The sequence below is a fragment of the Pseudomonas sp. PDM02 genome (genome assembly GCF_014852285.1).
Classification (GTDB): domain Bacteria; phylum Pseudomonadota; class Gammaproteobacteria; order Pseudomonadales; family Pseudomonadaceae; genus Aquipseudomonas; species Aquipseudomonas migulae.
Window position 1 is genome coordinate 1 of the sequence record NZ_JACVBL010000021.1, and the last position, 21,243, is coordinate 21,243.

The 21,243-nt window shown below is 58.6% G+C and carries 17 protein-coding genes and 1 tRNA gene; 4 read left to right on the top strand and 14 right to left on the bottom strand.

Annotated elements, in window-relative coordinates; translation table 11 throughout:
* The first annotated feature begins 325 nt into the window (after window positions 1-325).
* Window positions 326-505 (top strand): helix-turn-helix domain-containing protein, encoded by a 180-nt coding sequence (locus tag IB245_RS29495; protein WP_412548049.1) that lies wholly within the window; start codon window positions 326-328, stop codon window positions 503-505.
* On the opposite strand, the gene IB245_RS27480 is transcribed toward IB245_RS29495, so the two are convergent.
* The 6 genes from IB245_RS27480 to rpsU all read right to left on the bottom strand — a co-directional run bounded on the left by IB245_RS27480 (window position 420) and on the right by rpsU (window position 10,210).
* The gene (locus tag IB245_RS27480; RefSeq protein WP_192229272.1) at window positions 420-1,532 is read right to left on the bottom strand and encodes a site-specific integrase; all 1,113 of its coding nucleotides are present in this window, start codon (window positions 1,530-1,532) and stop codon (window positions 420-422) included. The genes IB245_RS29495 and IB245_RS27480 overlap by 86 nt on opposite strands.
* A 125-nt stretch (window positions 1,533-1,657) precedes the next feature.
* Window positions 1,658-1,734 (bottom strand) — tRNA-Ile (locus tag IB245_RS27485).
* Between the two features lie 15 nt (window positions 1,735-1,749).
* Window positions 1,750-5,496 carry a bifunctional diguanylate cyclase/phosphodiesterase gene (locus IB245_RS27490; protein WP_192229273.1) on the bottom strand — a complete coding sequence of 1,249 codons (3,747 nt, stop codon included), beginning with the start codon at window positions 5,494-5,496 and terminating at the stop codon, window positions 1,750-1,752.
* Window positions 5,497-5,618: 122 nt separating this feature from the next.
* Entirely contained in the window at window positions 5,619-7,466 is a 1,848-nt protein-coding gene (rpoD, locus tag IB245_RS27495) for an RNA polymerase sigma factor RpoD (protein WP_008027035.1), read from the bottom strand.
* A 67-nt stretch (window positions 7,467-7,533) separates the two neighbouring features.
* Entirely contained in the window at window positions 7,534-9,513 is a 1,980-nt protein-coding gene (gene dnaG / locus IB245_RS27500) for a DNA primase (RefSeq protein WP_192229274.1), read from the bottom strand.
* A gap of 481 nt (window positions 9,514-9,994) precedes the next feature.
* Window positions 9,995-10,210, bottom strand: coding sequence for a 30S ribosomal protein S21 (rpsU, locus tag IB245_RS27505; protein ID WP_002551877.1), 216 nt, complete (start codon window positions 10,208-10,210; stop codon window positions 9,995-9,997).
* 199 nt (window positions 10,211-10,409) lie between these two features.
* Between rpsU and tsaD the strand changes: the two genes are divergently transcribed.
* Window positions 10,410-11,435, top strand: a complete 1,026-nt coding sequence (gene tsaD, locus IB245_RS27510) for a tRNA (adenosine(37)-N6)-threonylcarbamoyltransferase complex transferase subunit TsaD (protein WP_008027039.1) — start codon at window positions 10,410-10,412, stop codon at window positions 11,433-11,435.
* Window positions 11,436-11,458: 23 nt separating this feature from the next.
* Here tsaD and plsY read toward each other — a convergent pair whose 3' ends face one another.
* A complete protein-coding gene (gene plsY / locus IB245_RS27515) occupies window positions 11,459-12,028 on the bottom strand; it encodes a glycerol-3-phosphate 1-O-acyltransferase PlsY (RefSeq protein WP_008035949.1) in 570 nt (189 codons plus the stop codon).
* Between the two features lie 74 nt (window positions 12,029-12,102).
* On the opposite strand from plsY, the gene folB reads away from it, so the two are divergent.
* Together folB and folK are read left to right on the top strand one after the other, a co-directional pair.
* The gene (gene folB / locus IB245_RS27520) at window positions 12,103-12,459 is read left to right on the top strand and encodes a dihydroneopterin aldolase (protein WP_008027044.1); all 357 of its coding nucleotides are present in this window, start codon (window positions 12,103-12,105) and stop codon (window positions 12,457-12,459) included.
* Window positions 12,450-12,968, top strand: coding sequence for a 2-amino-4-hydroxy-6-hydroxymethyldihydropteridine diphosphokinase (gene folK / locus IB245_RS27525; RefSeq protein ID WP_192229275.1), 519 nt, complete (start codon window positions 12,450-12,452; stop codon window positions 12,966-12,968). The genes folB and folK overlap by 10 nt, the downstream gene beginning before the upstream one ends.
* 82 nt (window positions 12,969-13,050) lie before the next feature.
* Here the strand turns inward: folK and IB245_RS27530 are convergent, their stop codons facing one another.
* The 7 genes from IB245_RS27530 to apaG all read right to left on the bottom strand — a co-directional run bounded on the left by IB245_RS27530 (window position 13,051) and on the right by apaG (window position 21,225).
* Entirely contained in the window at window positions 13,051-14,280 is a 1,230-nt protein-coding gene (locus IB245_RS27530) for a multifunctional CCA addition/repair protein (RefSeq protein ID WP_008035953.1), read from the bottom strand.
* A gap of 63 nt (window positions 14,281-14,343) precedes the next feature.
* The gene (locus tag IB245_RS27535) at window positions 14,344-15,906 is read right to left on the bottom strand and encodes a SpoVR family protein (RefSeq protein WP_008027050.1); all 1,563 of its coding nucleotides are present in this window, start codon (window positions 15,904-15,906) and stop codon (window positions 14,344-14,346) included.
* Window positions 15,903-17,174, bottom strand: coding sequence for a YeaH/YhbH family protein (locus IB245_RS27540; protein WP_008035961.1), 1,272 nt, complete (start codon window positions 17,172-17,174; stop codon window positions 15,903-15,905). The genes IB245_RS27535 and IB245_RS27540 overlap by 4 nt, the downstream gene beginning before the upstream one ends.
* Before the next feature lie 204 nt (window positions 17,175-17,378).
* The gene (locus IB245_RS27545) at window positions 17,379-19,301 is read right to left on the bottom strand and encodes a PrkA family serine protein kinase (protein WP_008027052.1); all 1,923 of its coding nucleotides are present in this window, start codon (window positions 19,299-19,301) and stop codon (window positions 17,379-17,381) included.
* A gap of 296 nt (window positions 19,302-19,597) precedes the next feature.
* Complete coding sequence (gene glpE, locus IB245_RS27550) at window positions 19,598-19,927, bottom strand: thiosulfate sulfurtransferase GlpE (protein ID WP_008027054.1); 330 nt, start codon at window positions 19,925-19,927, stop codon at window positions 19,598-19,600.
* Between the two features lie 33 nt (window positions 19,928-19,960).
* Window positions 19,961-20,845 carry a symmetrical bis(5'-nucleosyl)-tetraphosphatase gene (locus IB245_RS27555; RefSeq protein WP_192229276.1) on the bottom strand — a complete coding sequence of 295 codons (885 nt, stop codon included), beginning with the start codon at window positions 20,843-20,845 and terminating at the stop codon, window positions 19,961-19,963.
* A complete protein-coding gene (gene apaG / locus IB245_RS27560) occupies window positions 20,845-21,225 on the bottom strand; it encodes a Co2+/Mg2+ efflux protein ApaG (RefSeq protein ID WP_192229277.1) in 381 nt (126 codons plus the stop codon). Before apaG ends, IB245_RS27555 begins: the two co-directional genes overlap by 1 nt.
* Window positions 21,226-21,243: the final 18 nt, after the last annotated feature.

Here is a 21,243-nt window from a genome sequence, read left to right on the forward strand (position 1 = left end):
AGCACAAGGTCGGCAGCCTCGCGCTTGAATTCAGGAGTAAAGGAGCGGCGTTGTTTGGTCATCTGACACCTCGATCTGGCGAGCATTCTCGCCTAAATGGGTGTCCGGTTTCATTAGACCACTACACTCCTCATATCGTCGCGCAAAGCGGTCCCAGGAGCAGTTTGAGATTGAGCTGTCGCGCTTGACTCAGCAGAGCGCTAGGTTGAGTAGAGCTTCCGCTCAGTCGGGCAATGTCATGGCTGACTTGTTCATCCATACGCATGTTTCTCGTCAGGCTTTACAGCCGGCAGATGAGGCAGAGCTGCGAGACCAGGCGCGACTGATGGCGGACACGCGTTTGACGGACAACAAAAAGCAAATGCTCATGCTGCGAGCTTCTGGCTACAACCAAAGCGAAATCGCCAAAGCCATGGGGATTAGCCGTCAAGCTGTATCGAAGGCTCTGGCTTCGATTCCTTCTGTTTTTCGTCTCGATTCCGTGCCAGAACATCTAGCTCATTGACCAAGTCTTCAGCACGCAAATGAGTGTAGCGGCGGAGCATTTGCATCGATTTGTGTCCGCTGATGGCTGCTACCTGCTGATCGCTAAGGCCTCCCTCTACAAGTCGGCTGACTGCCTCATGGCGCAGGTCATGAAATCTAAAGTCAGGCAGGGCAAGCTTGTTCTTCAACTGACCCCAAATCTTGGTGAAAGCATACGGCCGGCGTTTCCCGTCCTTCCCTGGTTCGCCAAAAAACACCAAATTGCAGTCGATTGGGCGCACCGGGTTGTTCATCGCGGCTTGGAACGCTTCTGTTGCGCGTTTGCTCAGGGGGACGGTGCGGGAAGCATCGTTCTTCGTGTCTGAGAGGCGTATGACACGCTTTGCCAGATCGACTTGAGGGCGACGCAAGGAAGAGATCTCGGACGAGCGCATACCTGTCTCAAGAGCAATGCGAACGATCCATCCCAGCATCGGATTGCTGTGCGCGTTTACAGCCGCGAGCAAGCTCCGTTCTTCGTCTGGTGAAAGGCGGCGGTCTCTACCTTCACCGGGGCTTGGCTTGCGAATGTTCAGCAACGGATTGAACGTAAGTCCTAACCCCCATTCCTGAATGGCCACCGTATACAGGTGGCTCAACAAGGCCAATTCGAGGCGAACGGTATTGTTGCTGATGTTTCCATCGCGTCCCGGCTCGCTCAGGCGCTTGTCGCGGTAGCCAGCGATGATTTCAGCGGAGAGGGCTGCGAGGGAATACTTGCCTAAGTGCTCGATGAGCTTCTTGGCTTTGTTGATCTCGCCACGTTGGGTTGTTGGCTTTTTGGTAGGGGTAATGTCACTCAGGTATCGCTTCAGGGCTGCTTCCAGCGTCATGCGCTCGGAGCCGCTGCGCTGGATGTACACACCTCTGACCATTTCGTCTTCGGTACGCCGCGACCAGTCTTCCGCATCACGCTTGGTGCGAAAGGTTTTGGCGACGGTGGGCCAGCCAGTTTTGCGAATGAGTGCCTTCCAGGTGCCGGAAGGGGTCTTTACGAGAGTTGCCATGAGAGGGTGCTCCTAGGCGGCTGGCGAACCAGCACTGTACCTAATTTGTACCCTTGGACCATAGGACTGTATCTGCGGTGGTCCATCCAGAAACACGAAAGCCGCGCAATGCGCGGCTTTGAGTATGGTGGGCCCACACGGACTTGAACCGTGGACCAAAGGATTATGAGTCCTCTGCTCTAACCAACTGAGCTATAGGCCCTCAGTAGGCCGCGGATTATAGCGACGGTTTCTCGGCTGTGCTATCCGAAAAATCCGATACGGCTATACGAAGAAACGTCGCGGCGAATTCGTCCGCCCGCAATGGCAAGCTGACGATGTAGCCCTGAATCTGTTCGCAGCCTTCTTCGGCGAGAAATAGTTGCTGCGCCAGTGTCTCGACGCCTTCGGCTATCACGGTGAATTGCATGCTGCGGCCCAGCGCGATGATGGCGCGAACGATTGCCGCATCGTGGGGATCATCCGGCAGGCCGCGGACGAAAGACTGGTCAATCTTGAGAATATCCAGCGGCAGGCGTTTGAGGTAGCTCAGGGAGGAATAGCCCGTGCCAAAATCGTCGATGGCCAGCTGCACGCCCAGGTGTTTGAGTTGATGCAGCACCGCCAGCGCTTCCTCGGCCTGGCTCATGATGAAGTTCTCGGTAATTTCCAGTTGCAATAAGCCGGGCTGAAGACCGTTGTCCTTGAGCAGTTGTTCGATCCGGCCGAGCAGGTTGGGTTGACGCAGTTGTGCGCCTGCGAGGTTGACCGACAGCGGGCCGAGGCATTCATAGGTCTGATTCCATTCGTACATCTGCCGACATGCGGTCTCGAGCACCCAGTCGCCGATTTGCAGGATCATCCCGTTCTCTTCGGCCAGCGGAATGAAGTGCTCTGGCGGCACGGCGCCGAAGGTCGGGTGATGCCAGCGGATCAGCGCTTCGGCGCCGACAAGGCGATGGTCCTCCAGGCTGATTTTGGGCTGGTAACACAGGGACAGCTCATTGCGCTCGATGGCACGGCGCAGCTCGTGCTCCAGTGCGACGCGCTCGCTGGCCTGGGCGGTCAGGTCGCGGGTATAGCTTTCGACCCGGTTGCGGCCCTTGGCCTTGGAGCGATACATCGCCGCGTCGGCGTTTTTGACCAGCGTGGCGACGTCACAGCCGTCCTTGGGATACAGGCTGGTGCCGATGCTGGCGCTGATGAAGAACTCATGCTCGCCCGCCTGGAATGGCGCGCTGAAGCAGTTGAGCAACTTGGTTGCGATATTGTCGGCGTCGGTGGATTGCTGCAGGCCTGGCAGCAGGATGATGAACTCGTCGCCGCCCAGCCGCGCCACGGTGTCGATATCGCGCAACTGCTCCTTCAGACGCACGGCGATGCCCTTGAGCAGCAGGTCGCCGACCGGGTGGCCGAGGCTGTCGTTGATGTGTTTGAAGCGGTCCAGATCGAGGAACAACACCGCGCCCTGGCCGCCGTTTTCCTGCTGGTTGTTGAGTGCGGTCAGCAATCGGCTCTCGAACAGCGTACGGTTGGGCAGGCCGGTGAGCGGGTCGTGGTGCGCCTGATAATCGAGTTTGGCTTGTGCGTGCTTCAGGCTGGAAATGTCCGCGAACACGGCCACAAAGTGGGTGATGAACTTGTCGCGGTTGCGCACGGCGCTGATGGTCAGCCAGCTCGGGTACAACTCGCCGTTTTTGCGCCGGTTGGAAATCTCGCCCTGCCAATGGCCTTCGGCGGTCAGTTGATGCCACATGGCGGCGTAGAAAGCGCTGTCGTGCAGGCCCGAGGCAAGCAGGCGCGGGGTGTGGCCCAGTGCTTCACTTTCGCTGTAGCCGGTAATCTCGGTAAACGCGCGATTGACCGCGCTGATGTGTTGCTGCGTGTCGGTGATCAAAACCCCCTCGGCGGTGCTCTCGAACACCGTCGCGGCTTGTTGCAGTTTTTCCTGCATCAGATGTCGCTCGGTGATGTCCCGGGCGATGGTCAGCATGCAGTCTTCATCGCCGATCGGCAGCGGCCGGCTGGACACCTCGCAGAGGCGGATCTGCCCGTCGCTTCGGCGGATATGGCAACTGAAGTCACGGACGAAACCGTCCCGGTGCAGCAGGTCGAGCATCTGTTTGCGTTCGTTGAGATTGACCCAGATCCCCAGCTCAAGCGCCGAACGATCCACCGACATCGCACTGTTGAAGCCGGTAATGCGGCTGAAGCCTTCGTTGACCTCCAGCAGCAAGCCATCGCTCTGCCGGGACAGCAGCAAACCGTCGGGGGACGCGTGGAAGGCTTTGGCGAATTTTTCTTCGGACGTTTGCAGCTGTTGCTGGGTTTCCTTGAGCTTGCTGATATCGCGCACAACCACCACCAACGCCGGGGTCGTATCGAGATCGAAAGGTTCGGCGGAGATCAGGCCGGTAAACACTTGGCCATTGCTGCGGCGAAAGGGCATCTCCAGGTTACGGATACTGCCGGCCTGCAAGCGTTGCAACAGACCTGGCCCAACGCCGGGTATGCCCCAGATGTTCAGGTCGGTGGCGGTCTGACCGATGACTTCCTCGGCTTTGAGACCAATCTGCTCCTCGAACGCTTCGTTGACCTCCAGCAGGCAGCCATCCGACAACCGCGCAATGACCAGAATGTCCGGGCATTGCTGGAATACCGAGGCAAACTTCTGCTCCGACAGGCGCAACGCCTCTTCGGTGCGCTTGGTTTCGCTGATGTCGATCATCAGCCCGCGCATCACCGGCTCATGACCGTGCTCGATCAGGCTGACGATGTCGCGCACCCACAGGCAACGGCCGTCAGCGGTGATGACCCGGTAATCGAGGCTGTGATCGCGCCCGGCCAAGACTTCGTGATCGCAGAAGGTCTGGGCGCTAGTCAGGTCGGCGGGGTGGATGATGTTGCGCCAGAACCCCGGAATCAGCCAATGGGACAGGGGATAACCAAGCAATTCTTCGGCGTGGGGTGACACATAGCTGTAGGTGAAATCGGTGATCCGCGCTTCCCAGGCAATGGCCGAAAGGCTCTCCACCAGCCCGCGATAATGGTATTCGCTGCTGCGCAGTTCCTGTTCCAGGTCGACGCGGCGGGAGATTTCCGAACTCAGTCGACGATTGATCCGGATGACCACCGCCAGCACGGTGATCAGCAACAGCAACCCCGGCAGGCCGTAAACGATCAGATCGGACCAGAAGGTTCGATGATCGAGGACGTTACCGACCCAATGTTCCTGGATGGCGCTGATTTCTGCCGGTGTCATGTCTGCCAGGACTTTGTCGAGGATGCCGACCAGAATCTTCTTGTTCTGAGGCACGCCCATGGCCAGTTGATATCGATAGGGCGTCTCGCCGCTGACATAGAGCCCATCGAGCTTGAGTTGGCGCAGGCTCCAGACGCTGGAAGCGAGATCGCCGACCACCGCGTCCACTTCATCGGTCGCCAGTGCCTGCAAGGCCGAACTGACGTTGGGCATGCCCACAAGGTTCAGGTCGGGGTGATGAGTGCGCAGCAGTTCATGAGGCGCGTAGTTTTCCACCACGGCGATTTTCAGACCGTACAACTCTTCAAGCTTGTGCGGTTGAGCGCCTCCGACGTGGGCAAGAATGACGATCGGAAAGTCGAGGTAGGGGCGCGTAAACGCCAGGTATTTCTGACGCTCCGGGGTCGACATGATGCCCGGCAACAGGTCCAGTTTCGCTTGTCTGGCCTGCTCAAGCACAGCCGTCCAGCTCACAGGCTCGATGGGAGTGAGCTTAATGGCCAAGCGTTGGCGAATCAGGTCGATGTAATCCGCCGCAAGGCCCTGATAGCGGCCCTGATCATCACGAAACTCAAAGGGTGGCCATGACGCATCGACACCCAAGCGTAAGTCAGGGTGGGCCGTCAACCAGCTACGTTCTTCGTCGGTCAGAGTCAGCGCGCCAGCCGTTGCGGTCCAGGTCATCAGCGACAGCAAAAAAAGCACGGTCGGCAGTCTGGGCATAACGGTCTCGTTATGGCTCGGGGGAATGTTTCGAGTGTAGACGGGCAATTCGGCGGGAGGGAAGTGCGGGGGATTTAATCTGCATAAAGCAAAACCCCCGGCCTGGGCCGGGGGTTTTGTAATCACTCGTCGAGGAAGGAGCGCAGATGCTCGCTTCTCGTCGGGTGGCGCAGCTTGCGCAGCGCCTTGGCTTCGATCTGACGAATCCGTTCACGGGTCACGTCGAACTGCTTACCAACCTCTTCAAGCGTGTGGTCGGTATTCATGTCGATACCGAAGCGCATGCGCAGAACCTTGGCTTCACGGGCAGTGAGGCCGGACAGGACTTCGCGAGTCGCTTCTTTAAGGCTCTCAACGGTAGCAACATCGATTGGCGACTGCATGGTCGAGTCTTCGATGAAGTCACCCAGATGGGAGTCTTCGTCATCACCGATCGGGGTTTCCATGGAGATCGGCTCTTTAGCGATCTTCAATACCTTGCGGATTTTGTCCTCAGGCATTTCCATGCGTTCGCCCAGCTCTTCCGGGGTCGGTTCGCGACCCATTTCCTGCAACATCTGCCGGGAAATACGGTTGAGCTTGTTGATCGTCTCGATCATGTGCACCGGAATACGGATGGTGCGGGCCTGGTCGGCGATCGAGCGAGTGATCGCCTGACGGATCCACCAGGTGGCATAAGTCGAGAATTTGTAGCCGCGGCGGTATTCGAACTTGTCTACCGCTTTCATCAAACCGATGTTGCCTTCCTGGATCAGATCGAGGAATTGCAGGCCACGGTTGGTGTACTTCTTGGCGATGGAGATCACCAGACGCAAGTTCGCTTCGACCATCTCTTTCTTCGCGCGGCGGGCCTTGGCCTCACCGATCGACATGCGACGGTTGATGTCCTTGATCTCGGCGATCGTCAAACCTGTTTCGGTTTCCAGCGCGGTCAGCTTCTGCTGGCAACGAATGATATCCGGCTGCAGGCGACCAATGGCTTCAGCATATTTGCTTTTGCCTTTGGCCAGAGCGTCGCTCCAGCTTTCGTCAACTTCGTTGCCCGGGAACTGGCGCAGGAAGTCGGCACGCGGCATACGGGCATCACGCACGCACAATTGCATGATCGCGCGCTCTTGCTGACGCAGACGATCCAGGGCACTGCGAACACGCTCGACCAGGCCTTCGAATTGCTTCGGCACCAGTTTGATCGGCATGAACAGCTCAGCCAGGGCCAACAGTTCAGCGATAGCTGCCTTGTTGTTGCGACCGTGCTTTTTCAGGGCCTTGCGGGTGATTTCCATCTGATCAGCGACAGCGCCAAAACGCTGTGCGGCGATGATCGGATCCGGACCGCTTTCGGCTTCTTCTTCGTCATCCGAAGCTTCGGCGTCATCGTCGTCGGTATCGTCGTCCGCTTTCACGGCTTTCGGATCGACTGGCGGCGGCACTTCTGCAGCAGGCGGCGCAATGCCGTCGTCCGGGTCGATATAACCGCTCAGGACGTCGGACAGGCGGCCACCTTCGGTGGTGACGCGAGTGTATTCGGAGAGAATATGGTCAACCGTGCCAGGGAAGTGCGCAATTGCGCCCATCACTTCGCGGATGCCTTCTTCAATACGTTTGGCGATTTCGATTTCGCCTTCACGTGTCAGGAGCTCTACCGTACCCATTTCGCGCATGTACATGCGCACCGGGTCGGTGGTGCGACCGATGTCGGTTTCGACCGCTGCCAACGCTGCTGCTGCCTCTTCGGCCGCGGCTTCGTCGGTATCGGCGTCGGCCAGCATAAGGGAATCCTTATCTGGCGCAACCTCGAATACGTTGATCCCCATGTCATTGATCATGCGGATGATGTCTTCCACCTGTTCCGGATCTGAAATATCCTCCGGCAGGTGGTCGTTGACCTCCGCGTAAGTCAGGTAGCCCTGCTCACGACCAAGTGTGATCAACTCTTTGATACGAGACTGCTGTTGCGCTTTTCCGGACATAACACCCTATCCACTGAAGGTCTTGGCGGGCAAAAAACAAGCCGAGGATTATACCTGAGCTATGACCTCACGCGCCAGTTGAGGTCGGGTTTGGTACAGTCATATTGCGTTTTAATAGGTCGCGCATCTGATTTGCGATCTGATTTGCTTCCTCTGCGGTCAATCCCGGCTGTCTTGCTTTTCTGATAAGTGCTTCCAGGCTATCGGTGTGTTGACCGGCTGATAGCCTAGTAATGGTGTCTAAAAACTGTTGTTCAAGGTTGCCGCCTTCAATCAGCCATTCCTTTTCCGCCAATGCTTTGAGAAGACGTCCCTGCTCCGTCCCGTGCCAGCGGGCCATTAACTGAATTGAGTTTAGCTTAGGATTTTTTTGCACGGCCTCGATAAGGGCCACCAGCAATTGCGCGTAGGTGTTGCTCTCATTGGCGAAGTGATCGGCGGTTTCTACCCTGCCAGCCAGTTCCGGATGATGAATGAGCGTGCGAAGCGCAATCAGGGTCGGGGCTTCCACGGCAATCGGTGTGCGCGGGGCGCTTTGTTGATCGCGATCACCGCCACGCTTGCCATTTTTGTCCCACGGTTTCTTGTCCCATTTCTTGCCGCCGGCGCCGGGTTTCTTCGGCGTCCATTCCTGCTGCGGCACGTACATCTCTTGCGCCTGCGGCTGATGGTAATCGCCATAATCCGGCATCGCGTCGTAATCGATGCCCGGGTCGTAGGCAGGCGGCGCATCCTGAGGTGCGCTTTGCACCAGCTGGCTCACGGCTTCGCCACTGAGTCCGGTGATTTCGGACAGGCGCTTGCGCATGAGGATCCGCAGGTTCGCTCCCGGAACCTTGTCGATCAGCGGCGCCGCGAGGGTGGCCATGTGGGCCTTGCCTTCGAGCGAGCGCGGGTCCGATTCCTCGGTCAGTTGCTGAAAGAAGTAGTCTGCCAATGGCTGCGCGTGCTGGTTGATCCGCGCGCGGAACGCATCGGTGCCTTCGGAGCGGACCAGCGTATCCGGGTCTTCGCCCTCGGGCAGAAACAGAAAGCGCGCCCGTCGCCCGTCTTGCAGGCAGGGCAGGGTGGCTTCCAGTGCTCGCCATGCGGCGTTGCGGCCAGCCTGGTCGCCGTCGAAGCAGAACAAAACGTTGGGCACGACGCGAAACAGACGCTTCAAGTGCTCTTCGCTGGTGGCGGTGCCGAGTGTGGCGACGGCATTGCGCAGGCCTTGCTGGGCGAGGGCGATGACGTCCATGTAGCCTTCGACGACGATGATTTCGTCGAGGTTGCGGTTGTTTTTGCGTGCTTCATAAAGGCCGTAGAGTTCCTGGCCTTTATGGAATACCGGGGTTTCCGGTGAGTTCAGGTATTTCGGTTTGTCGTCACCTAGCACCCGACCACCGAAAGCGATGATGCGGCCTCGGCTGTCGCGGATCGGAAACATCACGCGATCGCGGAAGCGGTCATAGCGTTTGCCGGTTTCGGCGTTTTCGATCAGCAGGCCGGCATCGACCATGGCTTTCTGTTGCAGCGTGTCGCTGCTCAAGTGCTTGAACAGATTGTCCCAGCCGGGCGGAGCGAAACCGAGGCCGAAGTCCCGGGCGATCTCGCCAGTCAACCCGCGACCCTTCAAGTAATCCACGGCGGCTTTGCGCGACGGATGGCTTTTCAGTGCCTGGCGATAGAAATCGGCGGCGGCAGTGAGCAGCGGGTACAGCGGCGAATCGGTCGGCTGCCGTGGTTTGTGCGGCCGGCCGCTTTCTTCGCGGGGGATTTCCATGCCGGCGGCTTTGGCCAGTTCTTCGACCGCCTGGATGAAGTCCAGGTTGTCGTGGTCCATCATGAAGCCGAGGGCGTTACCGCCAGCACCGCAACCGAAGCAGTAATAGAACTGCTTGTCGGGGCTGACGCTGAAAGAAGGGGTTTTTTCTTTGTGGAACGGGCAGCAGGCAGTGTAGTTCTTGCCGGCCTTTTTCAGTTGCAGCCGCGAGCTGACCACATCGACGATGTCGGTGCGGTTCAGAAGGTCGTCAATGAAGCTCTGGGGAATTAGCCCGGCCATGGCGGTCTCGTCATCTGCGCTGAAATGGACCCAAAACGAAGGGCCGGCGAACGCGGGTCATTGCTTGAGGCGCGCAAAGTGTGCGGCTCGACCAGTGTCGTCTGCGTAATCGCTGTCGGGAAGTGTATCTGCCGAAAATCCACTGACGTTAATACCAATCAGTATTCGACTATTTGAAAGTGTTTCGCTGAATCCGCTGCGGCCAGTCGATGGCCTCGGATAGCTCATAAGCGGGCACGCAAGAAGGTGCCTTGGGCTGATCGTCGTGAGAGGAATCAGTGGGTGTGCTCGTCAGTAGCCTTGGAAGGCTCGTCAGAAAAGACGTGCACCGCTGGCAAAAGAGCCAGGTCTGACGCTGTGAAGCAGGTTTGTCTCGGTCGCGTCTGCGGCTTTGACGGTGAAGCATCAAGCGTTGTCCGCAAATGCCATTAGCCCGGCTGAGGGCCGGGCTTGGCAGAAGCTTGCTACGAACGTCTGTGTATTAGTACAGACGAACGGCGCGGCGCTGTTCGCGCTGAACTTTCTTGGCGTGACGCTTAACAGCGGCTGCTGCTTTGCGCTTACGCTCAGAAGTTGGCTTCTCGTAAAATTCGCGGCTACGAACTTCAGCCAGTACACCGGCTTTTTCGCAGGAGCGCTTGAAACGACGCAGAGCTACGTCGAAGGGTTCGTTCTCTTTTACTTTGACGGCTGGCATCCAGAGCTACCTTCATTCATTACCGGGGTCAACATCCTCGCGGCAAAAGAGCACTTGAAGACGTCGGTTTTTAAGGGTTGCGGATGTTAACCCCTCATCGCTCGGAATGCAAAGCCTCTGATCGAAAACCGCTAGTCGGGGCATCACATGGCGACTATTATGCGCGCCTTCGAATTCAGCCTAAACAAGGCGCAAACCCATGCTAGTACTGGGATTAGAAACCTCCTGCGACGAAACCGGTGTCGCATTATATGACAGTGAACGCGGCTTGCTGGCCGACGCGCTGTTCAGCCAGATCGACCTGCATCGCGCCTATGGTGGCGTGGTGCCGGAGCTGGCTTCGCGTGACCACGTCAAACGCATGCTGCCCTTGATTCGTCAGGTGTTGGCCGAGGCGGGCTGCGTGCCCACCGAGATCGACGCGATCGCCTACACCGCGGGTCCGGGGCTGGTCGGGGCGCTGCTGGTCGGTGCTTCCTGCGCTCAGGCGCTGGCCTTTGCCTGGGGCATTCCGGCGCTCGGCGTGCACCACATGGAAGGCCATTTGCTGGCGCCGATGCTGGAGTCGCAACCGCCGGAATTCCCGTTCGTCGCTTTGTTGGTGTCGGGCGGTCATACGCAGCTGGTTCAGGTCGACGGGATCGGTCAATACACGCTCTTGGGCGAAACCCTCGACGATGCTGCCGGTGAAGCCTTCGACAAGACCGCGAAGATGATGGGGCTGAATTATCCAGGCGGTCCGGAAATCGCTCGTCTGGCGGAGCAAGGCGTTGCAGGACGTTTCACTTTTCCGCGTCCGATGTGCGACCGCCCGGGCCTGGCTTTCAGCTTCAGTGGCCTGAAAACCTTCGCCCTCAACACCTGGCAGCAGAGCGTCAGCGCCGGGGACGACAGCGAGCAAGCCCGTTGCGACATCGCGCTGGCGTTCCAGCAGGCCGTGGTGGAGACTTTGACCATCAAGTGCAAGCGCGCCCTGAAACAGGCGGGCATGAAGCGTCTGGTCATCGCAGGGGGCGTCAGCGCCAACAAGGCGCTGCGCTCTTCACTGGAAAAAATGCTCGGCGACATGAAGGGCGACGTGTTTTACGCCCGTCCGGAGTTCTGCACCGACAACGGCGCAATGATTGCGTTTGCCGGCTGCCAGCGCTTGCAGGCCGGTCAGCACGAAAGTCTGGCGATCAGCGTGCAGGCACGCTGGCCGATGGAGCAATTGTCGGGGCTGTGATGAGCGGCGCTCACGTCCGGTATTTAAAAATGCCGTTCGCGCCCGGCAAACAGGTCGCGTAGATTGCCCCGATGACGCCAGACGATCATGCCCGTGAGCGCGCTCATGGGCAGCAAGGCCGCCGGTTCCTGCCAGGCCAGCAGCGGCAGGGTCAGCGGTGTGGCGATCAGCGCGGCGAGTGAGCTGGTGCGGGTCAGGTAGAACGTCAGCAGCCAGGCACAGACCGCCAGCAGGGCTGCTGGCGGGTAAAGCCCCAGTAACATGCCGGCAGCAGTGGCGACACCTTTGCCACCGCGAAAGCGAAAATACAGCGGGAACAGGTGACCGATGACGGCACAAACGCCGATCCAGGCCTGTTCTTGCAGCGAAAGACCCGCAACACCGGCGATCAGTACCGGCAGCAGCCCTTTGCAGAGGTCGCCGATCAAGGTCAGGATGGCGAGTTTCTTGCCGGCCAGACGCAACATGTTGGTGGCACCGGCATTGCCCGAGCCACTCATTCGCGGATCGGGGCTACCGGTCAGGCGGCTGAGCAAAATGGCGAAGGACAGAGAGCCGAGCAGGTAGGCGAGAGTCGCCAGTAACCAAAACATGCTAACTATTCCGGGCGAGGACGCCCTGATTCTAACGGCGCATTGCGCCCTTGTCGTGCAGCGGAGAAAAGTGCTTGGACAGAGTGTTTATCGAGGGCCTGGAAGTCGACACCGTGATCGGTGCCTACGACTGGGAGCGAGGCATCCGACAGTGCTTGCGTCTTGATCTGAGCTTCGCCTGGGACAATCGCCCGGCCGCGGCGGGTGATGACCTGACCCTGGCGCTCGATTACGCGAGCGTTTCGTCGCGCATCCAGGCCTTTGCCGAGCAAGCGCAGTTCCAGTTGGTCGAGACTTTTGCCGAGCGCCTGGTTGAAGTGCTGATGAGCGAGTTCAACATTACCTGGATGCGTCTCAAACTGACCAAGCCAGGTGCCGTCCCGGCGGCCACCGGTGGTGTGGGCGTGGAGATCGAGCGCGGATGTCGCTGACTCAGGTGTACCTCGGGCTCGGTAGCAATATCGAGCGCGAAATCCATTTGCAGGCTGGCCTGGAAGCCTTGGCGGGTTTTCTGGTGGATATAAGATGCTCGGCGGTGTTTGAAAGCCAGCCGGTGGGGATCAAGAGCGGGCCGTTCTTCAATTTCGTGGTCTCGGCTTACACCGATTTGCCGCTGATAGAGCTGGACCGCCGACTGAAATTCATCGAGGCGGACAACGGCCGCTATGCACCGGACCGCAAGGGTTTGCCGCTGGATATCGACGTGCTGTTGTTCGGTGATCTGGTGGGCAACTTCGACGGATTGATTCTGCCGCGGGCAGAGATCCTGAAAAATGCCTTCGTATTGTGGCCGTTGTCGCTCATTGCGCCGGATCGTGTGCATCCGGGTGTAGGTAAAAGCTTTGCGGCGTTGTGGGGCGAAGCGCAGATTGATCAGGTGTTGGCGCCGGTGGCGTTTGAATGGCGTGGGGAGCCGTTGACTCCATTGCATCTCCTGTGAGGCTGATGACGCCATCGCGAGCAGGCTCGCTCCCACAAGGGTTGCGCTAAACCTGTGGGAGCGAGCCTGCTCGCGATGCTTTTCAGGCAGACGCCCCGTCTTTGTAGGCTTTCAAGGCCTTGAGCCGCTCACGCTTGATCGCCTCTCCCAATTCAGGCCCCTTGAATCCCTTCTCCAGCAACGGTTGTACCGCCACGCTGCGAGCAGCGTTCGCCGCCCCGCGCAAATAATCCGCCTGTGGATAACTTCTCTGCTCCAGTCCTTTGCGCCCGCGCGCGTCCATTTCACACGCCGCAATAAACTCTTCAAACCGCTGCGGACGACGATAGACGTCAAAACTTTGCAGCAGCTCCAGCAGCGTCGAGGGCTTTAGCTCCAGGGCGCGATGGCCATGGGTGTGATATTGCCCCACCAGCAAAGCCAGTTCCTGGCAGTCCTTCGGTGCCTTGAAGCGTTCATTGACCGCTTTGATCAGCTTCAGGCCGGTGTGTTCGTGGGCGATGTGCCGCGGCCAATCTTCTTTCGGCGTCAGTCCTTTGCCCAGGTCATGCAGCAGGCAAGCCCAGCGCACAGTCAGTGGTTGTTTGTGCAGCGCTGATTGCTCAAGCACGCTCAAGGTGTGCACGCCCGTGTCGATTTCCGGGTGATGAGCTTCCGGTTGCGGTACGCCGAACAGGGCATCGACTTCTGGCATCAGCACCTTGAGAGCGCCGCACTCGCGCAGCACTTCGATAAACACTTGCGGTTGATCTTCCAGCAGTGCGCGAGAAATTTCTTTCCAGCTGCGTTCGGCGGTCAATGCCTCCAGTTCGCCCGACTCGCTGAGTTGGCGCATCAGCTCCAGCGTTTCCGGTGCGACGGTGAAGCCCAATTCCGCATAACGAGCGGCAAAGCGCGCAACTCGCAGAACACGGAGCGGGTCTTCGGCGAATGCGGGGGAAACGTGACGCAGAACGCGAGCTTCGAGATCGCGTTGGCCATGGTACGGGTCGGTCAAATTCTGTTGATCGTCTTCAGCCATGGCGTTGATCGTCAGGTCGCGACGAATCAGGTCTTCTTCGAGGGTGACTTCAGGGCTGGCGTGAAAGGTAAAGCCGCCGTAACCGCGTCCGCTTTTGCGTTCAGTCCGGGCGAGGGCATATTCCTCACCACTTTTTGGATGAAGAAACACCGGGAAGTCCGCGCCCACCGGGCGATAGCCCTTGGCGAGCATTTCTTCGGTGGTGGCGCCGACCACGACCCAGTCGATATCGGTGACAGGTTTGCCCAGCAGGCGATCGCGTACCGCACCGCCGACTTTATAAATCCGCATAAAAAACCTCCGTTAGCCCGACAGAATAACCGTTGCGTCGAGCTTGCGGAGGCACGAACAGGATCAAAGATGAATGACAGCCAGGTCCAGCCGGCCGTATTCGCCTTCGCTGTGCTCGCTTCTGGGCGGTACGTGGTGGGTTTTCATCACCTGATCCCCTTGCAGGGTTTCCAGGTGAATGTCGAAGCCCCAGAGGCGGTGCAAGTGTTTAAGCACTTCCTCGGTGGACTCGCCCAGCGGTTTGCGGTCGTGTTGCTGGTGACGCAGGGTCAGGGAGCGGTCTCCGCGGCGGTCGATGCTGTAGATCTGGATGTTGGGTTCGCGATTGCCCAGGTTGTACTGCGCGGCCAGGGTTTCCCGGATGGTGCGGTAGCCATCTTCGTCGTGGATGGCCGGTACCAGCAGGTCGTCCTTCTGATCATCATCGAGAATGCTGAACAATTTCAGGTCGCGGATCACCTTCGGCGACAGGTACTGCAGGATGAAGCTTTCATCCTTGAAGCTGCTCATGGCGAACTTGATGGTGGATAGCCAGTCGGTGCCGGCGATTTCCGGGAACCAGCGATAATCTTCCTCGGTGGGGGTTTCACACATGCGCCGGATATCACGGTACATGGCAAAGCCCAGGGTGTAGGGGTTTATTCCGTTGTAGTACGGGCTGTCGAAGCCCGGCTGGAAGACCACGCTGGTGTGGGACGTCAGGAACTCCATCATGAAGCCGTCGGTGACCAGGCCTTCGTCGTACAGGTCGTTCATCAGGGTGTAATGCCAGAACGTGGCCCAGCCTTCGTTCATCACCTGAGTCTGGCGTTGCGGGTAAAAATACTGGGCGATCTTACGCACGATCCGCACGATCTCCCGCTGCCAAGGCTCCAGCAGCGGCGCGTGTTTTTCGATGAAGTACAGGATGTTTTCCTGCGGTTCGGCGGGGAAGCGTGCGTTGTCCCGGTCGCTGTACTTGTCCGCGCCTTTCGGAATGGTGCGCCACAGATCGTTGATCTGTTTCTGCAAATGCTCCTCCCGGTCCTTTTGCCGACGACGTTCTTCCTCGGCGGAAATCGGGTAAGGGCGTTTGTAGCGGTCAACCCCGTAGTTCATCAGCGCATGGCAGGAGTCCAGCAGGTCCTCGACCGCGTCGATGCCGTGGCGCTCTTCGCACTGCATGATGTACTGCTTGGCGAACACCAGGTAATCGATGATCGAGCTGGCGTCGGTCCAGGTGCGAAACAGGTAGTTGCCTTTGAAGAAGCTGTTGTGCCCGTAGCAGGCGTGAGCCACCACCAGCGCCTGCATGCAGATGGTGTTTTCTTCCATCAGGTAGGCGATGCAGGGGTCCGAGTTGATCACGATTTCGTACGCCAGCCCCATCTGCCCGCGAGTGTAGGATTTTTCGGTGCTGAGGAAGTGTTTGCCGTACGACCAATGGTGATAACCCAGCGGCATACCGACGGAGGCATACGCATCCATCATCTGCTCGGCCGTGATCACTTCGATCTGGTTAGGGTAGGTGTCGAGCGCATAACGAGCCGCGATACGACTGATTTCGCGGTCGTAGGCCTGGATCAGCTCGAACGTCCATTCGGAGCCGGTGGAAATGGGTTGGCGCTTCTGCTCTTTGGCGGTCATGTCACTAACCTGCGCTGGAAGAGTTCACGGAAGACCGGATAGATATCCCCGGCCGAGACCAGTTGTTGCTGGGCAAAGGTGTCAGAAAAGGCTTCGGCAATGCGCTCGTACTCGAACCACAGGGCCTGATGTTCGCGCGGGGTGATCTCAACGTAAGTGTAGTACTGCACGAACGGCATGATCTGGTTGATCAGAATGTCGCGGCAGATCGGCGAGTCGTCATTCCAGTTATCGCCGTCAGAAGCCTGGGCGGCGTAGATGTTCCACTCGTTGCTCGGATAGCGTTCGGCCATGATCTCCTGCATCAGTTTCAACGCGCTGGAAACGATGGTGCCGCCGGTTTCGCGGGAATAGAAGAATTCTTCCTCATCCACTTCCCGGGCACTGGTGTGGTGGCGGATGAAAACCACGTCAATCTTGTCGTAGTTACGCTTGAGGAACAGGTACAGCAGGATAAAGAAACGCTTGGCGATGTCCTTGGTCGCCTGGGTCATGGAGCCGGACACGTCCATCAGGCAGAACATCACCGCCTTCGAACTGGGGTTGGGTTGCTTGACCAGCAGGTTGTACTTGAGGTCGAAGGTGTCGAGGAACGGTATGCGATGAATGCGCGCACTGAGTTTTTCTATTTCCGCCTCGATTTCCTGAATATCGCCGAAGTTGTCCGGTTCTTCCTGCCTGAGTCGCAGCAATTCCTCTTTGGCTTCGCGCAGTTTCGCCCGGCTGCTGCCGGACAGGGCGATTCGTCGGGCGTGGGCCGAGCGCAAGGTGCGGATGATGTTGATCCGCGACGGGTTGCCTTCGTTGCTGATGCCTGCACGAACGGTTTTGAAGGTATCGGTGCCGGTCAGGTTGCGCTTGACCAGATTGGGCAGTTCCAGGTCCTCGAACATGAACTCGAGGAACTCTTCCTGGGTGATCTGGAAGACGAACTCGTCCATGCCTTCGCCCGAGTTGCCAGCCTTGCCGGGCCCTCTGCCGCCGCCACCTCCGGGCGGACGGGCGATGTGCTCGCCACTGGTGAACTCTTTGTTGCCGGGGTGCACGACGGTCTGTTTGCCCCCGCGACCGTGGTGAAGCACCGGCTCGTCGATGTCGCGGCCGGGAATGCTGATCTGTTCGCCGTGTTCCATGTCGGTGATGGAGCGCCGGCTGACCGCCTCTTCGACAGCCTTTTTGATGTGATCACGGTAACGCCGCAGAAACCGCTGACGGTTCACCGTGCTCTTGTTCTTGCCATTGAGACGTCGGTCGATCACATAGCTCATGACTGCTCCTTAGAAGCTGTCCTGAAAGGGGCGAGCGGTGATGCAGCATCGGACCGAAGGCCAAGGGATATTCAACGCTCCCCCAAGCGCTTTGGATGCTGCCTGAACTCGCTACCGACTTTCGAACACCTTCCAGAGGCCTGTGTAACAGAAAATGCGTACACAGGCCTCTGGCTGACGACAACCGGTCTGACCGGCAGCGGGTTATTGTGATTTTCTGACCCGCAGGTACCACTCGGACAGCAGTCGTACCTGTTTGTCGGTGTAGCCCCGCTCGACCATCCGTGTGACGAAGTCGTTGTGTTTCTGCTGGTCCTCTTTGCTCGCCTTGGCGTTGAAGCTGATGACGGGCAGGAGGTCCTCGGTGTTGGAGAACATTTTCTTCTCGATGACCACCCGCAGTTTTTCGTAGCTGAGCCAGGTCGGGTTCTTGCCGTTGTTGTTGGCACGGGCGCGCAGCACGAAGTTGACGATTTCGTTGCGGAAATCCTTCGGATTGCTGATGCCGGCCGGTTTTTCGATTTTCTCCAGTTCTTCGTTCAGCGCCACGCGATTGAGGATCTCGCCGGTTTCCGGGTCGCGGTATTCCTGGTCCTGGATCCAGAAGTCGGCGTACAGCACGTAACGATCGAAGATATTCTGGCCGTACTCGCTGTACGACTCGAGGTAGGCGGTCTGGATTTCCTTGCCGATGAACTCGATGTAACGCGGCGCCAGGTACTCCTTGAGGAAGCGCAGGTAGCGTTCGCGGGTTTCAGCCTGGAATTGTTCCTGTTCGATCTGTTGTTCCAGCACGTAGAGCAAATGCACCGGGTTGGCGGCGATTTCGTGCGGATCGAAGTTGAAGACCTTCGACAGAATCTTGAACGCGAAACGGGTCGACAGACCGTTCATGCCTTCGTCGACACCGGCATTGTCGCGGTATTCCTGGATCGACTTGGCCTTTGGATCGGTGTCCTTGAGGTTTTCACCGTCGTAGACCCGCATCTTGGAGTAGATATTCGAGTTTTCCGGCTCCTTGAGGCGCGAGAGTACGGTGAACTGGGCGAGCATCTTCAGCGTGTCCGGTGCGCAGTGCGCCTTGGCCAGGGAGCTGTTGAACAAGAGCTTGTCGTAGATCTTCACTTCGTCGCTGACCCGCAGGCAGTATGGCACTTTGACGATGTAGATCCGGTCGATGAAGGCTTCGTTGTTCTTGTTGTTGCGGAAGGTGTGCCATTCCGATTCGTTGGAGTGAGCCAGCAGGATCCCGGTAAACGGAATCGCCCCCAGACCTTCGGTGCTGTTGTAGTTGCCTTCCTGGGTGGCGGTCAGCAATGGGTGCAGCACCTTGATCGGTGCCTTGAACATTTCGACGAATTCCATCAGGCCCTGGTTGGCCCGGCACAGTGCGCCCGAGTAGCTGTAGGCGTCGGCGTCGTTTTGCGGGAATTCTTCCAGTTTGCGGATATCGACCTTGCCCACCAGTGCCGAGATGTCCTGGTTGTTTTCGTCTCCCGGCTCGGTTTTGGCCACGGCGATTTGGTTGAGGATCGACGGATAGAGCTTCACTACGCGGAACTGGCTGATGTCACCGCCGAATTCGGCCAGACGCTTGGTGGCCCATGGCGACATGATGGTGTTGAGATAGCGCCGCGGAATGCCGAAGTCTTCTTCGAGGATCGCGCCATCTTCGGTGGCGTTGAACAGACCCAAAGGAGATTCGAAAACCGGCGAGCCTTTGATCGCGTAGAAAGGCACCTTCTCGATAAGCTGTTTCAGCTTCTCGGCGAGGGACGATTTACCGCCGCCGACGGGGCCGAGCAGATAGAGGATTTGTTTTTTCTCTTCCAGACCCTGAGCGGCATGGCGGAAATACGAGACGATCTGGTCGATGCATTCTTCCATCCCGTGGAAGTCTTCAAAGGCCGGATAGCGGCGGATCACCTTGTTGGAAAAGATTCGCGAAAGCCTCGAGTTGGTCGAGGTGTCGAGCAGCTCCGGTTCTCCGATGGCCAGCAACAGACGCTCGGCGGCGGAAACATAGGCGCTGCGGTCCTTTTTGCACAGCTCCAGGTACTCTTGCAGTGAGAGTTCTTCCTGGCGTGTGGACTCGAAGCGTTGTTGGAAGTGGCTAAAGATACTCATGACGTCACCTCGCTCGATACGTGGAGCCGACGCCGGATCAGTCAGTCGATGCTGGCAGCGACCGGATATGCAGTCGCTGTTTACCCCCCAGAACCCTTTCAAAGCGTACCGCCCCGAAAGCTACTCCCGATGACCCGCGCGCCGGTGTACCGGCTCTCCCCTGTTTTGGATGGCCTGCGCTTAAGGATAGTTGCTTATTCGGGAGGTAAAGGCGAGATACGTAATTAGTTGTGGCAGACCGTTCGTCTGCCACCGCGCGAGCCCGCGGCAGCCGGGGCTTGCACGTTACAAAAAAATTATTCGGAAGTGCCTTGCGCAGTTTCCGAAGGATATGTCGTACGCCACAGCTCAAAACCGCCGTCCATGCTGTAGACATCGGAGAAGCCCTGGCTGATCAGGTAGGCCGCTGCGCCCTGGCTGGAATTGCCGTGATAGCAGACCACCACCGTCGGTGCGTCCAGGTCTGCGCCCTGAATGAAAGCATGCAGGGAATGGTTGTCCAGATGCTTCGAGCCGCTGATGTGCAGCGCGGCAAATGTTGCCGGGTCTCGAACATCGACCACCACTGCGCCTTGTTCGCGCAGGGCCTGGGCCTGTTCTGGGGGGATACGTTTGAATTCGCTCATGGCGGGCTCCTGTGGCTCGGCTGAAAGCGCAGTCTAGCGCCGGGCGCTGGCTGGCGTTTGTTCGGAAATAGGGGAGGCGACTGACGGCAGGAAGGTGTGGCCATGCTCGTCGCATTTGCACTGCAGGCGCTCAAGGGTGTCGACGTTCATCAGGGTCATCGAACCGCCCCAGACGCAACCGGTGTCGAGGGCGAAGATGCCCGGCTCGTTGCACTGGCCTTCGAGCGCTGCCCAGTGGCCGAAGATGATCTTCACGTCCCTGGTCTTGCGCTCCTTGTACTTGAACCAAGGCGCATAACCCGGCGGTGCGGTGTCGACGCCTTCCTTGCCCTTGAGGTCGAGTTTGCCTTCGCTGGTGCAGAAACGCATGCGGGTGAAATAGTTGGTGATCACGCGCAGGCGGGTTACGCCTTTGAGATCGCTGTCCCATTTCAGCGGTTCGTTGCCGTACATGCCGTCGAGGTAAGGCGCGAAACGATTGTCGTCGCGCAGGGCTTCTTCGACTTCGGCGGCGCACTTCAGGGCTTTGCGCAGCGACCATTGCGGGGGGATGCCGGCGTGGACCAAGGCGATGTTGCGCTGCTCGTCGTAGTGCATGAGCTTTTGCTGGCGCACCCATTCCAGCAGTTCCACACGATCCGGAGCTTCGAGAATCTCGCGCAGGGTGTCGGCTTTCTTCAGGCGTTCGATGTTATGCCCGGCGGCCAGCAGATGAAGATCGTGGTTGCCGAGCACGCACACCAGTGATTCGCGAATGCTATAGAGGAAGCGCAAGGTTTCCAGCGACTGCGGGCCACGGTTGACCAGATCGCCCACCAGCCACAGTTTGTCCCGGGCAGGGTCGAAGGCGACTTGCTTGAGCAGGCATTTCAACGGTTCGAGGCAACCTTGCAGGTCGCCAACGGCATACGTTGCCATCAGTGCAGGGCTCCGGGCACCGCCAGGCGGAATGGAGCGATGATGGCGTCGAAGTGTTTGCCGTCGTCAGCGAGCATCTGATAAGTCCCTTGCATGGTGCCGACCTTTGAGGTCATGACCGTGCCGCTGCTATAGGTGTGGCTCTCGCCTGCGTCGATCAACGGCTGTTGGCCAACCACGCCGGCACCGCGAACCTCCTCGACATGCCCGTCACCATCGGTGATCACCCAGTGCCGCGACAACAGCTTGGCTGGTAATTCACCATTGTTGTGCACGGTGATGGTGTAAGCGAAGGCAAAGCGGTTTTGCTCGGGTTGCGATTGTTCTGCCAGATAGCGGGTGACGACGCTGACGTCGACCTGATAACGAGGATCGGACATTCAAGAGGCCTTAAAAAC

Bases quoted from the DNA above. Each gene is read 5' to 3' on its own strand.
- IB245_RS29495 (WP_412548049.1), top strand. From the start codon at position 326: ATGGCGGACACGCGTTTGACGGACAACAAAAAGCAAATGCTCATGCTG.
- IB245_RS27480 (WP_192229272.1), bottom strand. From the start codon at position 1,532: ATGGCAACTCTCGTAAAGACCCCTTCCGGCACCTGGAAGGCACTCATT.
- IB245_RS27490 (WP_192229273.1), bottom strand. From the start codon at position 5,496: ATGCCCAGACTGCCGACCGTGCTTTTTTTGCTGTCGCTGATGACCTGG.
- rpoD (WP_008027035.1), bottom strand. From the start codon at position 7,466: ATGTCCGGAAAAGCGCAACAGCAGTCTCGTATCAAAGAGTTGATCACA.
- dnaG (WP_192229274.1), bottom strand. From the start codon at position 9,513: ATGGCCGGGCTAATTCCCCAGAGCTTCATTGACGACCTTCTGAACCGC.
- rpsU (WP_002551877.1), bottom strand. From the start codon at position 10,210: ATGCCAGCCGTCAAAGTAAAAGAGAACGAACCCTTCGACGTAGCTCTG.
- tsaD (WP_008027039.1), top strand. From the start codon at position 10,410: ATGCTAGTACTGGGATTAGAAACCTCCTGCGACGAAACCGGTGTCGCA.
- plsY (WP_008035949.1), bottom strand. From the start codon at position 12,028: ATGTTTTGGTTACTGGCGACTCTCGCCTACCTGCTCGGCTCTCTGTCC.
- folK (WP_192229275.1), top strand. From the start codon at position 12,450: ATGTCGCTGACTCAGGTGTACCTCGGGCTCGGTAGCAATATCGAGCGC.
- IB245_RS27530 (WP_008035953.1), bottom strand. From the start codon at position 14,280: ATGCGGATTTATAAAGTCGGCGGTGCGGTACGCGATCGCCTGCTGGGC.
- IB245_RS27535 (WP_008027050.1), bottom strand. From the start codon at position 15,906: ATGACCGCCAAAGAGCAGAAGCGCCAACCCATTTCCACCGGCTCCGAA.
- IB245_RS27540 (WP_008035961.1), bottom strand. From the start codon at position 17,174: ATGAGCTATGTGATCGACCGACGTCTCAATGGCAAGAACAAGAGCACG.
- IB245_RS27545 (WP_008027052.1), bottom strand. From the start codon at position 19,301: ATGAGTATCTTTAGCCACTTCCAACAACGCTTCGAGTCCACACGCCAG.
- glpE (WP_008027054.1), bottom strand. From the start codon at position 19,927: ATGAGCGAATTCAAACGTATCCCCCCAGAACAGGCCCAGGCCCTGCGC.
- IB245_RS27555 (WP_192229276.1), bottom strand. From the start codon at position 20,845: ATGGCAACGTATGCCGTTGGCGACCTGCAAGGTTGCCTCGAACCGTTG.
- apaG (WP_192229277.1), bottom strand. From the start codon at position 21,225: ATGTCCGATCCTCGTTATCAGGTCGACGTCAGCGTCGTCACCCGCTAT.